General features: G+C 30.4%; 15 protein-coding genes. 5 read left to right on the top strand and 10 right to left on the bottom strand.

Annotated elements, in window-relative coordinates; translation table 11 throughout:
- Positions 1–14: 14 nt before the first annotated feature.
- Positions 15–1,022: a recombinase RecA gene (gene recA, locus ACR9ES_RS08760; RefSeq protein ID WP_028891613.1), complete on the bottom strand. Its 1,008-nt coding sequence runs from the start codon at positions 1,020–1,022 to the stop codon at positions 15–17.
- A gap of 115 nt (positions 1,023–1,137) precedes the next feature.
- Between recA and ACR9ES_RS08755 the strand changes: the two genes are divergently transcribed.
- The gene (locus ACR9ES_RS08755) at positions 1,138–1,713 is read left to right on the top strand and encodes a pseudouridine synthase (RefSeq protein ID WP_274634094.1); all 576 of its coding nucleotides are present in this window, start codon (positions 1,138–1,140) and stop codon (positions 1,711–1,713) included.
- A gap of 164 nt (positions 1,714–1,877) precedes the next feature.
- Here the strand turns inward: ACR9ES_RS08755 and ACR9ES_RS08750 are convergent, their stop codons facing one another.
- From ACR9ES_RS08750 to ACR9ES_RS08735, 4 genes are all read right to left on the bottom strand, one after another.
- Complete coding sequence (locus tag ACR9ES_RS08750) at positions 1,878–2,318, bottom strand: GNAT family N-acetyltransferase (RefSeq protein WP_435253938.1); 441 nt, start codon at positions 2,316–2,318, stop codon at positions 1,878–1,880.
- Complete coding sequence (gene rpiB / locus ACR9ES_RS08745) at positions 2,318–2,749, bottom strand: ribose 5-phosphate isomerase B (protein WP_274634092.1); 432 nt, start codon at positions 2,747–2,749, stop codon at positions 2,318–2,320. Before rpiB ends, ACR9ES_RS08750 begins: the two co-directional genes overlap by 1 nt.
- Before the next feature lie 765 nt (positions 2,750–3,514).
- The gene (locus tag ACR9ES_RS08740) at positions 3,515–3,682 is read right to left on the bottom strand and encodes a hypothetical protein (protein ID WP_170141618.1); all 168 of its coding nucleotides are present in this window, start codon (positions 3,680–3,682) and stop codon (positions 3,515–3,517) included.
- A gap of 68 nt (positions 3,683–3,750) precedes the next feature.
- Complete coding sequence (locus ACR9ES_RS08735; protein WP_435253937.1) at positions 3,751–4,671, bottom strand: diacylglycerol/lipid kinase family protein; 921 nt, start codon at positions 4,669–4,671, stop codon at positions 3,751–3,753.
- Between the two features lie 117 nt (positions 4,672–4,788).
- On the opposite strand from ACR9ES_RS08735, the gene rnr reads away from it, so the two are divergent.
- The 3 genes from rnr (at position 4,789) to ACR9ES_RS08720 (ending at position 7,979) form a co-directional block, all read left to right on the top strand.
- Positions 4,789–6,984, top strand: a complete 2,196-nt coding sequence (gene rnr / locus ACR9ES_RS08730; RefSeq protein WP_435253936.1) for a ribonuclease R — start codon at positions 4,789–4,791, stop codon at positions 6,982–6,984.
- 89 nt (positions 6,985–7,073) lie between these two features.
- Entirely contained in the window at positions 7,074–7,751 is a 678-nt protein-coding gene (locus ACR9ES_RS08725) for a head GIN domain-containing protein (RefSeq protein ID WP_435253935.1), read from the top strand.
- A 33-nt stretch (positions 7,752–7,784) separates the two neighbouring features.
- On the top strand, positions 7,785–7,979 hold the full coding sequence (locus ACR9ES_RS08720) for a Sec-independent protein translocase subunit TatA/TatB (protein ID WP_435253934.1): 195 nt from the start codon (positions 7,785–7,787) through the stop codon (positions 7,977–7,979).
- Positions 7,980–8,034: 55 nt separating this feature from the next.
- Here the strand turns inward: ACR9ES_RS08720 and ACR9ES_RS08715 are convergent, their stop codons facing one another.
- The gene (locus ACR9ES_RS08715) at positions 8,035–8,352 is read right to left on the bottom strand and encodes a heavy metal-binding domain-containing protein (RefSeq protein ID WP_274634087.1); all 318 of its coding nucleotides are present in this window, start codon (positions 8,350–8,352) and stop codon (positions 8,035–8,037) included.
- Between the two features lie 2 nt (positions 8,353–8,354).
- A complete protein-coding gene (locus tag ACR9ES_RS08710; RefSeq protein WP_435253933.1) occupies positions 8,355–9,287 on the bottom strand; it encodes an SPFH domain-containing protein in 933 nt (310 codons plus the stop codon).
- A gap of 127 nt (positions 9,288–9,414) precedes the next feature.
- Between ACR9ES_RS08710 and ACR9ES_RS08705 the strand changes: the two genes are divergently transcribed.
- Complete coding sequence (locus tag ACR9ES_RS08705; protein WP_435253932.1) at positions 9,415–9,813, top strand: DoxX family protein; 399 nt, start codon at positions 9,415–9,417, stop codon at positions 9,811–9,813.
- Positions 9,814–9,956: 143 nt separating this feature from the next.
- Here the strand turns inward: ACR9ES_RS08705 and ACR9ES_RS08700 are convergent, their stop codons facing one another.
- From ACR9ES_RS08700 to ybeY, 3 genes are all read right to left on the bottom strand, one after another.
- Complete coding sequence (locus ACR9ES_RS08700) at positions 9,957–10,814, bottom strand: class I SAM-dependent methyltransferase (protein WP_435253931.1); 858 nt, start codon at positions 10,812–10,814, stop codon at positions 9,957–9,959.
- A gap of 119 nt (positions 10,815–10,933) precedes the next feature.
- The gene (gene mnmG / locus ACR9ES_RS08695; RefSeq protein WP_435253930.1) at positions 10,934–12,811 is read right to left on the bottom strand and encodes a tRNA uridine-5-carboxymethylaminomethyl(34) synthesis enzyme MnmG; all 1,878 of its coding nucleotides are present in this window, start codon (positions 12,809–12,811) and stop codon (positions 10,934–10,936) included.
- Between the two features lie 29 nt (positions 12,812–12,840).
- On the bottom strand, positions 12,841–13,257 hold the full coding sequence (gene ybeY, locus ACR9ES_RS08690; protein ID WP_435253929.1) for an rRNA maturation RNase YbeY: 417 nt from the start codon (positions 13,255–13,257) through the stop codon (positions 12,841–12,843).
- Position 13,258 lies beyond the last annotated feature (1 nt).

Here is a 13,258-nt window from a genome sequence, read left to right as displayed (position 1 = left end):
TGAATTTAAATTACTTATTCTTGATTTTCAATAGCTTCTTTAATTTTATTTTCTAGTTCGTCCATTAATTCAGGATTGTCTTTAATAACTCCTTTTACAGCATCTCTACCCTGACCTAATTTTGTGTCTCCGTAACTAAACCAAGAACCACTTTTCTTTATAATTCCGTACTCTACACCAATATCTAAAACTTCACCAACTTTTGAGATTCCTTCTCCATACATAATATCAAATTCTGCTTGTTGGAATGGTGGAGCTACTTTATTTTTTACAATTTTAACTTTCGTACTGTTACCAATTACCTTATCGCCATCTTTAATTTGAGTTCTCTTACGAATATCTAAACGAACCGATGCGTAGAATTTTAATGCATTACCACCCGTTGTAGTTTCAGGATTACCGAACATTACACCAATTTTTTCACGTAATTGGTTAATGAAAAATACCGTACAGTTAGTTTTACTAATTGTTCCTGTTAACTTACGTAAAGCTTGCGACATTAAACGTGCATGTAATCCCATTTTAGAATCTCCCATTTCACCTTCAATCTCAGATTTTGGTGTTAAGGCAGCAACAGAGTCAATCACTACAATATCAATAGCTCCTGAACGAATTAAATTATCAGCAATTTCTAAAGCTTGCTCTCCGTGATCTGGTTGAGAGATAATCAAGTTATCAACATCTACTCCTAAGCTTTCAGCATAAAAACGGTCGAAAGCATGTTCTGCATCAATAAAAGCAGCAATACCTCCAGCTTTTTGAGCTTCAGCAATTGCATGTATCGTTAAAGTAGTTTTACCTGATGATTCTGGTCCGTAAATTTCAATAATTCTTCCGCGAGGGTATCCTCCTACTCCTAAGGCTAAATCTAATCCTAAAGAACCTGACGATATTGCATCTACATCTTCTACTTGGCTATCTCCTAACTTCATTACGGTTCCTTTACCGTAGGTTTTATCTAACTTATCTAGTGTAAGTTGAAGCGCTTTTAATTTCGCTTCTTTTTCTTTATCTGCTGCCATAAATCGTGCTAATTATTTTAAGTAATAAGAATGGCTAAGTTATGAAAAACTAGCTTTAATATCCTATCTTTTTATGTTACATTTTGTAATATTGTGCTTCTTAAAAAAAGAAAAGATGTCAAACCATCGTCACTTCATGATTTACAAACCTTATGGTTTTTTATCACAATTTATTACTAATCAAAAAAAGGGAGGAAAACATAAATTATTGGGTGAATTGTATAATTTTCCCGAAAAAACAATGGCTGTTGGTAGATTAGATGTAAAGTCGGAAGGTTTATTGTTATTAACAACAGATGGAAAAGTAAGTGATTTTATTACTACCAGAGGTGGAGTTGAAAAAGAATATTACGTTCAATTAGATGGTGCTATTACTGCGGAAGCTATTGAACAATTACAAAACGGTGTTGAAATTGGTTTTGAAGGAAAAAAATACATGACTAAACCTTGTAAAGTCGACTTAATTGACACTCCTGATTTACCAGAACGTTCTAAAAAAATTCGCGATGCTCGTCACGGTCCTACTCCTTGGATATCTGTTACCTTAACCGAAGGAAAATTTAGGCAAGTACGTAAAATGACCTCGGCTGTTGGATTTCCTACTCTTCGTTTAGTTCGTGTTCGTGTAGGTGATATTTTATTAGGAAATATGCAAGTTGGTGAGGTTAAAGAGGTTGGAGAGTTACTGTAACTTAAGTTACTTTTTAAAAAATATTATTGTTGTAATTTTATGACTATGAACAATAATTCAAACACATTTATATACATCATAGCAGGAATTATTATACTGCATTTTTTAGTAGGTTTTGGATATCTACTTTATAAAATGAATAAGAAAGAGAAAGATAACTAAATTTACTTCCTCACCATTCTTATATGCGGAATTCCATCTTCTAAATAACCTTCACCTACTTGTTTAAATCCGTGAGATTCATAGAATTTTTGTAAATAGGTTTGTGCAGAAATCGTTATGGTGGTTTCATTGTAGTTATCAACAATAGCTTTTATGGATGCTTTAATCAAATCGTGTCCGTAACCATATTTACGTTCCGTTTCTTTAACTACTACCCTACCAATACTTGGTGTATCAAAATATTCACCACTGTTAAACAATCGTGTATAGGCTATTATTTTTCCTTCTTTTACACCTAAAACATGCAATGCTTTTAAGTCTTTTCCGTCAATATCTTGATACACACAATCTTGCTCAACAACAAAAACTTCAGAACGTAATTGCAAAAGCTCATACAGTTCTGAAGTTGTTAATTCTTGAAATGTTTTAATCGTAATATTCATTAACAGCAAGCTATTTTTTCAACTCTATTAGCGTGACGCCCACCTTCAAATTCAGTTGATAAGAATATTTTTACAAAACCTAAGGCTTGTTGTAACGATACAAAACGAGCTGGAATCGTTAAGATATTAGCGTCGTTGTGCTGACGTGTTAATTCTACCAATTCATTATTCCAACATAAAGCGGCACGTACTCCTTGGTGCTTATTAGCGGTCATTTGCGCTCCGTTACCACTTCCACATAAAATAATACCCATTTCAGCTTGTCCTGTCTCTACAGCTTCTGCAGTTGGATGAATGGTATCTGGGTAATCCATACTATCAGTATCATTGGTACCAAAGTTGATTACTTTATGTCCTAATTCTTCTAAAAGTTTAATAATTTCAAACTTATACTCGGTACCTGCATGGTCATTTCCTACAGCGATTGTCATAATTTGTTGATTTTAATTCAGTTGTGAGTTACAAAAATACAGTTATTAACGGTTATCAACAGTAATTAACAATGCTTTTTTTTAGTATTCTTAATAACCTCTTTAAAATTAAGGGGTTAAACTATATTATCTAATTGTTAAGAACTAATAGTATATTCTGAAAAGAAAATTTGATTTTCTAAATATTTTTTACAATACAAGAACAAGAATTAATTATGCAACTTTTTTTTTGAGATTTTAATGAACATTTATCAACATAAAATTAACCCTTTTTTTACATTTAAAAATAAATTAACTATTCATAAAATTTAGTGAATTGCTGTTTATAACTTTTGTTAATAACTCTATTTTATAATTGATTTTAAAGATTTTATTTAGCTAATAACTTGTTTATTTATTTTAATAAGTCACTTCACCAAAAATAAAATCCACTTTTTATTCCACATATTAACACGCTATAATAACAATCATTTCTTTTTTTAAATTTTAAAAATCTTTTTTATTAATAATATTATATGTTGATAACAGTTTTTTTGAAATTCTAGATTTTGCTTTTCTGAAGATCTATTTTAGTTATGACGTATTTGTGATTATTAACTTAGAAAGCTTTCTTAAGTTTCTTTTGATTGAAATAAAGCTGAGAGAAGGAATTCTTTTCTTTCTCGTTTGTAGGGTAAAATTCCGAAAATTAAGCTGTGTAAGCTACTATTGTTTATAAGTACTGATAAGTGTGTAATTGAAGATTATTTGACTATCGCTCTGCTATTAAACGGCTTTTTTAGCAGCTTTGATAAGGTAAACAGAGTCTTTTGCTTTTACTACTTCTGTAGGATTCTTTTCGTTTAAAGTCGTATTAATGCTTACTACAGTAACGATAATTCCTGTAATAAATATGAAAATAAATAGTGCTATTATTTTGCGTAAGCTTTTCATTTATAACGACTTTCTTTTATTATAAAGACGTATAAATTTAAGATATGTTACAATTCTCTTAAGTTTTTTTAACTTTTTAACGGAATAACGATTTTAATAGCTTTTTTAAACATCGTTACTTTTACTGAGCCCTGACCTATTAACTCTCCATCTGCCTCAATATAAGGTACATCTGTAGTATTTTTTGGAGTTATTAACAGTGAGTTTGATAGATGTGTTTCTACCTTTTTATGTTCTACTATTTTTCCGTTGTACAACTTTTTAATATTGAATAATAAATCTATTAATGAGAAGTTTTTAGCAATAGTAATATCAAATAAACCATTACTACTATTTTTATAATCAGTTAATTGCATTCCTCCTCCAGAAAATTTACAAATTCCGAATAAGGTCATTAAGCATTTAGTTTCAATAATTTGATTGTTAACTTCTATAGTAAATTCAGTTTTTTTATAAAGTAACAAACCTGCTATTCCGCTTAATAAGTAAGCAATATGTCCGAATCTTTTTAGTTTATTCAACTTATTAACAACGTATCCGTCATAACCTATTCCTGCTACATTAAAAAAGTACGAAGAGGTGTTTTTTAATTCTAAAAGACCAATATCTTGATGTATCGTTTTTTCTTGTTGAATACAACTAATAGCTTCTTTTATATTTTTTGAAATATTATAAGTTTTAATCCAATCATTTCCGGTTCCTAACGGAATAACAGCTACTGTAATTTCTTGACTATCAATGTTTTTTTGAGACATTATACCGTTAATAATATGATGTAAAGTACCATCACCACCTACCGAAATAATTTTTTTAAATCCTTCATTAATAGCATTTTGAACTAACGCTATTTCATGTTTAGTATGCGTAGTTTGTGCATGTTTAAAAGGTATTTTTTGAGTAGTTAATTCCTGTTGAATAGTATTCCAAATCTTATCAAAATTTCCTTTTCCTGCAACTGGATTTACAATTACAAACCATGAATCACTCATATACATATTTTTAAATAAAAATTGAAATGTACAAAATGAATTTATAACAGTTATTTAAAATCATTAGCGTTATTTTTATTCGTACTTTGGTAGAAAATTAAATAAGACGAAAGATTAATGACTAGAAAGAAAAAAATCTACAAAAAAAAGGGAAAGGTAATTAAAGATCTTACCCGAAACATTTTCAAAATACTTAACGAAGACAGCAAAAAGAAGTACAATTACAAACAAATTGCTGCTAAAATGGGGATTTCTGATACTGATGGAAAAACTCAAATTATTCAAAAATTAGCTGAGCTAACATCTCAAAAAAAGATAAAAGAAGTAGATAGAGGAAAATTTCAGATTAATGAAGATCGTAAATATCATGTAGGAACCTTAGACGTAACTTCTAATGGAAACGCTTACTTTATTTGTGATGATTTTGAACACGATATTTTTGTACCTTCAGTAAACTTAGGTAAAGGTTTACATAACGATACTGTTAAAGCCTATGTATACAATAAACGCAGAAGTAACAAACAAGAAGCAGATGTTGTTGAAATTATAGACAGAGCAAAAACTGAGTTTGTTGGGGTTTTGCAAATGAATAAAAACTTCGGATTTGTAGTACCCGACAGTAACAAAATGTACGCTGATATTTTTATTTCACAGAGTAAATTAAATGGTGCTGAAGATGGAGATAAAGTAGTTGCGAAAATCACTGATTGGCCGGAAAATTCTAAAAATCCATTCGGAAAAATTACACAAGTTCTTGGTAAACCAGGAGACCACGATACTGAAATTCATTCTATTTTATTAGAATATGGTTTACCTTATGAGTTTCCTACTGAAGTTGAAAATGAAGCTTCAGAATTACCAATAGAAATCACTCAAGAAGAAATTGCGAAGCGTAGAGATATGCGTGGTGATTTAACGTTTACTATCGACCCAAAAGATGCAAAGGATTTCGATGATGCTTTATCATTTACAAAGCTTGAAAATGGAAACTATGAAATTGGTATTCACATTGCAGATGTTTCACATTATATGCAACCCAAAACTATTTTAGATGATGAAGCTTATGATCGCGCAACATCAGTGTATTTAGTTGATAGAGTGGTACCAATGCTACCAGAAATGTTAAGTAACGGAGTTTGTTCTTTACGTCCAAATGAAGAAAAATTAACATTTTCTGCAGTGTTTGAAATGAATGAAAAAGCTCAAGTTGTGAACCAATGGTTTGGAAGAACAGTTACCTATTCTGATAAGCGTTTTGCTTATGAAGAAGCACAAGCAATAATAGAAACAAAAGGTAATATAATTCCAGAAGATGTTTCCTTAACTGGTGAGTCTTATGAAGTTGATGAAACTATTGTTGAAGCTACGCTTAAATTAGATGAATTAGCTAAGAAAATGCGTAAAAAGCGCATGAAATCCGGGGCTATTTCTTTTGATAAAATTGAGGTGAAGTTTCATTTAGATAAAAATGCAAATCCTACAGGGGTATTCTTTAAAGAAGCGAAAGATGCTAATAAATTAATTGAAGAATTTATGTTATTAGCTAATAAAAAAGTAGCTGAATTTGTAGGGTTATCAGGTGGAAAACCAAGTAATAAAACCTTTGTGTATCGTGTACACGACGAACCAGATGTTGAAAAATTAGCCTCTTTACAGAATATTGTAAGTAAGTTTGGTTATAAAATCAATACTGAAACACGACAAAAAACATCCGATAGTTTAAACAAATTATTATCTGATGTTCATGGGAAAGGGGAAGCGAATATGGTTGAAACTTTAGCTATTCGTTCGATGAGTAAAGCAGAATATACTACACAAAATATTGGTCACTACGGGTTAGCTTTTGATTATTATAGTCACTTTACTTCACCAATCCGTCGTTATCCTGATGTAATGACACATCGTTTATTACAGCATTATTTAGATGGTGGTAATTCACCTAAAGCTGAAATTTATGAAGAAAAGTGTAAACATTCTTCAAAAATGGAAGAGTTAGCTTCTAAAGCCGAAAGAGATTCTATCAAGTACATGCAAGTTAAATACATGCAAGATCATAAAGATGAAGAATTTGAAGGCGTGGTTTCTGGTGTTACTGAGTGGGGAATTTATGTAGAGATAAAATCCAACAAATGTGAAGGAATGGTGCGTATTAAAGATATAAAAGATGATTACTACATTTTTGATGAAAAACAATACGCTGTGGTTGGTCAGTCGACTAAAAACATGATTCAATTAGGTGATGAAGTTGTTGTAAAAGTGAAACACACTGATTTAGAGCGCAAACACCTCGACTTTAATTTGATATCACATTAAATGTTTCCTTTTCAACAATAATTTTCAATATTTGTCTTTATTGTATTGGTATAATTATTGTTTTAAGACAATAAACTAATGGATTTATTATGAAGAATTTAGTATGTATAAGTTTGTTTTTGATGACTGTTATAGCGTCAGCACAAACAACGATGACTAAAGAATTAGGTAGCTTTTATCAAGTAAAAGTGTACAATGGTATCGATTTAGAATTAGTTAGATCTAACGAATCTAAAATAGTTGTTACTGGTGAAAAAACTGATAAAGTAAAGATCAAAGTTGAAGGATATACATTAAAAGTATTATTAAAATTTCCTGAAACTACTGCCAACGGAAAAGTGAAAGCTACCTTATATTACAAAGAAGATATTGATGTAATTGATGCCAATGAAGGTGCCACTGTAACTGGTAAAGATATTCATCAGCAAAAAGTTGAAATAAAGGCTCAAGAGGGAGCTTTTATTAATCTTTCAGTTAAGGTTAAGCATTTAAAGGTAAAAAGCTCTTCAGGAGCTGTTATTAGGCTTTCTGGAAGCACAAAGAACCAAAATGTTGATGCAGATTTGGGTGGTATGTACCACGGATATAAATTATCAGTAGAAGAAATGACTATTGTTAAAGCAGGTTCTGGATCTAAAGTAGAAGTACAAGCAGGTGAAACTTTAGACGCAAAAGTATCGTTTGGTGGTTCTATTTTTTACAAAGGAAAACCAGAAGTTTTTAGAGATAAAAAAGTAATTGGTGGTGTAATTGAACACAGAGGTTAATTTTGTATCTTTGTAACGCAAAATTTAATAAAAATGAATTTACTTACTATATTTTTAGGAATGATTGGACCTTGGCAAATAGCTATTGTCGTTGCATTAGTGTTATTATTATTTGGAGGTAGAAAAATTCCAGAATTAATGAGAGGATTGGGTACAGGTATCAAAGAATTTAAAGATGCTACCAAAAATGATGATGATACTACCGATAAAGTAGAAGACAAGAAATAAGTATATATTTATCAATAAAAAAACCGAAACATTTACGTTTCGGTTTTTTATTTGCTTATAATTTTATGGCAGTTCCAGAGGCTGTTACCATTAACATACCTCCACTTCCACCAACGGTTTCGTAATCTAAATCGATTCCAACTATTGCATCAGCTCCTAGTCTTTGAGCTCTTTCAGTCATTTCTTTTATAGCTATTTCTTTCGCTTCTCTAAGCACTTTTTCATAAGAACCAGACCTACCTCCTACAATATCTCTAATACTTGCAAAAAAGTCTTTAAAAACGTTTGCACCTATAATTGTTTCACCAGAAACAATACCTAAATATTCTTTAGCTGGTTTATTTTCTAACGATGGTGTGGTAGATAATATCATAATTATTCGTTGTCTTTATCTTTTTGTGCTTTTTTCATCGCCTCTCCAATTTGATTACTAGCTGTAAAGCTTGCTACCATATCATTTAACATATTACTTCCTACTTGTGGTGAATTAGGTAATAAAATTAAGTTACTATTTGTTTCTTCCCCTAACGATTGTAAGGTATCATAATGTTGTGTTACTACAATCAAAGCAGATGCTTCTTGACTATTAATACCTACACGGTTTAAAACCTCTACAGATTCTTCTAAACCACGAGCAATTTCACGACGTTGATCAGCAATACCTTGTCCTTGTAAACGCTTACTCTCAGCCTCAGCTTTTGCTTTTTCAACAATTAATATACGTTGTGCATCACCTTCATATTGCGCTGCTGTTTTTTCTCTATCTGCGGCATTAATACGGTTCATAGCAGCCTTTACTTGTGCGTCAGGATCAATATCAGTAACTAAGGTTTTTATAATATCATAACCATAATCCATCATCGCGTCGTTTAATTCTGTTTTTACAGCAATTGCAATATCATCTTTCTTAACAAATACGTCATCTAAGCGCATTTTAGGTACTTCTGCACGAACAACATCAAAAACATACGAAGTAATTTGATCGTGCGGATAATCTAGCTTATAAAAAGCATCATATACCTTATCTTTTATTACTTTGTATTGAACAGATACTTTTAATTTTACAAATACATCATCCAATGTTTTTGTTTCAACTATTACATCTAATTGCTGAATTTTTAAACTTAATTTTCCTGCAACTCTATCTACTAATGGAATTTTAAATTGAGGACCAGAATGACGAATGCTTTGAAAACGTCCGAAACGTTCAATTATCGCAGCTGTTTGTTGTTTAATTATAAAGAATGATGCTGCAATTAAAAAGAAAGCTGCAAGTATGTAAGGTAATACTGGTAACAAATTTAGCATAGTTTTAATTTTTAAATGTTAGTAATTTTTTTGTTAAAGATACTATTTATATAGCTATCTATATGACGAACTTTTTTTGAATTGTTACAGTCCATTTTAAAATATATATTTGTAAAAAATCAACTTTATGGAACTTATACAACAGAGCATAACAGAAATCTTGTTATTACTTTTTTTAATCGTTACTTTTTTACAATCTGGAATAGATAAGGTAAGCGATTGGAAAGGAAATTTATCTTTTATAAAAGATCATTTTCAAAATTCACCATTAAAAAATTCAGTACCACTATTATTAGCTATTATTTTAGTTTTAGAATTGTTAGCAGGTGCTTTAATGTTTGTAGGAATTTTCCATTTAGCAACTGCAGGAAATAATACCTATGCTTTAATTGGAGCAGAATTATGTGCATTAACTTTAATCTTTTTATTAATTGGTCAACGATTAGCAAAAGATTATGCTGGAGCAATGACATTAGCAGTTTACTTTTTAATAGCCATTTTTGCAGTGTATTTATTAAATAGTTAAAATTTATAATAAATTAAATATTTTATAATTTTAGTTTATTAAAAAACCTCTTAAAAAATTAATTTTAAGAGGTTTTTTATTTTTCTTAAGGTATTTCTATGTTTTATTATTTTAAATAGTAATAATCACCCTTAAATTAAGTTTTACTTGTTTTTTAGGATGTAAATCAAAGAAGAATACTCTCCGTTGCTTTTTGCTTTTAAATTTGATTGTAAACCAACCAAAAATGCCTTTATGGGTTGTGATTTTTTTGTTTTGTATTTTTCTGATAGAAGTGAAACATAATATGAATCAAATTTCATAGGTAGTATTTTTTCAACATTCATATCAACCAAAGAAAATAGTTTTGAAATTGCCGTTTTAGAAAAATGCCACAAATGTCTCGGAACATCATAAGCAGCCCAAAACTCATTGTAATATTTTGCATCGTAACTTTTATGATTCGGAACAGCAATAATTAATACTCCGTTTGGTTTTAATAATTTTTTTAACTGTTCAATATATTCAACCAAATTAGGTATGTGTTCTAAAACATGCCAAAGCGTAATTACATCAAATTGCTTGTTTTCAACTTGAGTTAAATTTTCGTGTAAAATTATATTTTTAGTTTCAGCAAATTCTCGAGCTTTATCTGATGGCTCTACACCTGTAATTTTCCAACCACCATTTTTACATACTTTTAAAAAATCCCCTGTACCCGCTCCTACATCTAAAATAGTTTTTTCTTCTGTTTTAAATGAGTTGATTAATTTAAGTTTTTTCTTAAGGGTATGATTTTTTACTATTTGATAAACTTTATCGAATAGAGATTTTTTACTATCTGTATGTGAAATGTAATTTTCACTTAAATAGTATTTATCTAAATTATTAGGAACAGGAGAAGTTACAAGCATATCGTAAGCTTCGTTTTTCATTACTTCATAACTCTCCTCTGAAACCGTATAATCAATACAATTTAAAAAAGGTTTTAAGTTCTTATAGAACTCTTTTTCTGTAATCAAACTTTATGTGTGTTGAGTGTTCCATGTGGAACATTAGTTTTTGGTTAAACAATTATACATAAAAAAATAAAACGTTCCACATGGAACATTTTATTTTTTATGGTTCTAAATACGGTAAGTTATCTTCCCATGTATACAAGTAATACAGAAATATCACTTGGTGATACTCCACTTATTCTACTTGCTTGAGAAATTGATGTAGGTTGTATTTTAGATAATTTTTCTCTAGCTTCAAACGATAAAGATTTTACTTTGCTGTAATCAAATGTTGAAGGAATAGGAACATTCTCTAATCTGTTTAATTTATCAGCATTGCTTTTTTCTTTTTCTATATAACCAGAATATTTTAAATGAATTTCTACTTGTTCAATAATTTCTTGATCAATATTATTCTCTTTAATATAGTTTTCTAATTTATTTATTGATCTAAAATCAGTAAAACTTAACTGAGGTCTCGCAGCAATTTTAAACAACTTCATCGACTGATTAATTGTTGCTAAATTTTTACTTTCTAATATCGGATTTACCTCTTCTTTTGTAATGCTCAAATTCGTAATGAAATCAATTAAGTTCTGAGTTTTGTTTTTCTTCTCTTCTACTCTATCCATTCTTTCTTGAGAAGCTAAACCTAATTTATACGATTTCTCAGTTAATCGTAAATCAGCATTATCTTGTCTTAAAAGTGTTCTGTACTCAGCACGAGAAGTAAACATACGATATGGTTCTTCAGTTCCTTTGGTAATTAAATCATCAATTAAAACACCTATATACGCTTCACTTCTTTTTAAAATAAAAGGTTCTTTTTCTTGAACTTTTAAAGCGGCATTTACACCTGCCATTAAACCTTGTGCAGCTGCTTCTTCATAACCTGTCGTTCCGTTAATTTGACCTGCAAAAAACAAGTTGTTAATTAACTTCGTTTCTAAGTTATGTTTTAATTGTGTAGGTGGAAAATAATCGTATTCGATTGCGTATCCATATCTAAAAAATTTCACATTTTCAAATCCAGGAATAGAACGTATAGCTTTGTCTTGAATATCTTCTGGAAGAGAAGTTGAGAATCCATTTACATATATCTCTACCGTATTCCATCCTTCTGGTTCTACAAAAACTTGGTGACGTTCTTTCTCTGCAAAACGATTAATTTTATCTTCTACGGAAGGACAATAACGTGGTCCTGTAGATTTAATTCTACCGTTAAACATAGGTGAACGATCGAATCCTTCACGAAGTAAATCGTGTACTTCAGGATTGGTATAGGTTAAATAACAAGAACGTTGTTTAGTTAATGGTTTTGTTACCGGTAAATACGAGAATTTTTCTGGATTATCATCTCCTGGTTGTTCGGTCATTTTAGAATAATCTAAAGAGCGTCCATCTACTCGAGGAGGAGTTCCTGTTTTCATTCTACCAGCTTCAAATCCTTTCGTAACTAAATCTTCAGTAATACCTGTTGAAGCTCCTTCTCCTGCTCTACCTCCACCAAAAGTTTTTTCACCAATATGAATTAATCCATTTAAAAAAGTACCTGCTGTAACGATTACTGTTTTAGCTTTTATTTCTAAACCTAAAGCAGTTTTTACACCTGTGATAGTATCTCCATCAAACAACAATCCGTTAACAGAATCTTGATAAAAATCTAAATTTTCTGTTTGCTCTAACATTGTTCTCCAGCACTCTGCAAATTGCATTCTATCCGATTGTGCTCTCGGACTCCACATAGCAGGACCTTTCGATTTATTAAGCATTTTAAATTGAATAGCAGTCTTATCAGTTACAATACCACTATAACCACCAAGGGCATCAATTTCACGTACTATTTGCCCTTTTGCAATTCCACCCATAGCAGGATTACAACTCATTTGAGCAATGTTTTGTAAGTTCATTGTAATTAACAAAGTGTGTGCTCCCATATTTGCACTTGCTGCTGCTGCTTCGCTACCAGCATGTCCACCTCCTACTACAATTACATCGTATGTTGTATTAAATAAACTCATTTTTTTATTCAGTTCCACGTGGAACGATTTTAATTTTTATCTAAAATTTCTAAACATTCGTTTTCTTTCGAACGCATTAATTCTTTCTCTTCTTCTGTCTTATCCTTGTACTTCATATAATGTAAAATACCGTGGATAATTACGCGGTGCAATTCGTTTTCAAAAGAAACATTAAACTCTTTAGCATTTTCTTTAACCCTTTCTACAGAAATAAAAATATCACCTCCTACTAATTTACCTAACGTATAATCGAAACTGATGATATCGGTTAAGGTATCGTGCTGTAAAAACTCAACATTTATTTTGTGTAAATAAGCATCATCACAAAAAATATAGTTGATTTCTCCTAGTTCAAAACCTTCCTTTTCAATACACGTTTCTATCCATTTAGATGTGTTTTCTTCATTGTGTAATTGAAACTCGGTTTCGTAATTAAATGCAATCATT

Source organism: Tenacibaculum sp. A30 (assembly GCF_051200845.1).
In the GTDB taxonomy this organism is placed as follows: Bacteria; Bacteroidota; Bacteroidia; order Flavobacteriales; family Flavobacteriaceae; genus Polaribacter.
The sequence above is the reverse complement of the archived record's forward strand: the minus strand, read 5'-3'. Positions and strand labels throughout refer to the sequence as shown.

Coding starts and splice junctions, on each gene's coding strand:
- recA (WP_028891613.1), bottom strand. CDS start 1,022: ATGGCAGCAGATAAAGAAAAAGAAGCGAAATTAAAAGCGCTTCAACTT.
- ACR9ES_RS08755 (WP_274634094.1), top strand. CDS start 1,138: ATGTCAAACCATCGTCACTTCATGATTTACAAACCTTATGGTTTTTTA.
- ACR9ES_RS08750 (WP_435253938.1), bottom strand. CDS start 2,318: ATGAATATTACGATTAAAACATTTCAAGAATTAACAACTTCAGAACTG.
- rpiB (WP_274634092.1), bottom strand. CDS start 2,749: ATGACAATCGCTGTAGGAAATGACCATGCAGGTACCGAGTATAAGTTT.
- ACR9ES_RS08740 (WP_170141618.1), bottom strand. CDS start 3,682: ATGAAAAGCTTACGCAAAATAATAGCACTATTTATTTTCATATTTATT.
- ACR9ES_RS08735 (WP_435253937.1), bottom strand. CDS start 4,671: ATGAGTGATTCATGGTTTGTAATTGTAAATCCAGTTGCAGGAAAAGGA.
- rnr (WP_435253936.1), top strand. CDS start 4,789: ATGACTAGAAAGAAAAAAATCTACAAAAAAAAGGGAAAGGTAATTAAA.
- ACR9ES_RS08725 (WP_435253935.1), top strand. CDS start 7,074: ATGAAGAATTTAGTATGTATAAGTTTGTTTTTGATGACTGTTATAGCG.
- ACR9ES_RS08720 (WP_435253934.1), top strand. CDS start 7,785: ATGAATTTACTTACTATATTTTTAGGAATGATTGGACCTTGGCAAATA.
- ACR9ES_RS08715 (WP_274634087.1), bottom strand. CDS start 8,352: ATGATATTATCTACCACACCATCGTTAGAAAATAAACCAGCTAAAGAA.
- ACR9ES_RS08710 (WP_435253933.1), bottom strand. CDS start 9,287: ATGCTAAATTTGTTACCAGTATTACCTTACATACTTGCAGCTTTCTTT.
- ACR9ES_RS08705 (WP_435253932.1), top strand. CDS start 9,415: ATGGAACTTATACAACAGAGCATAACAGAAATCTTGTTATTACTTTTT.
- mnmG (WP_435253930.1), bottom strand. CDS start 12,811: ATGAGTTTATTTAATACAACATACGATGTAATTGTAGTAGGAGGTGGA.
- ybeY (WP_435253929.1), bottom strand. CDS start 13,257: ATGATTGCATTTAATTACGAAACCGAGTTTCAATTACACAATGAAGAA.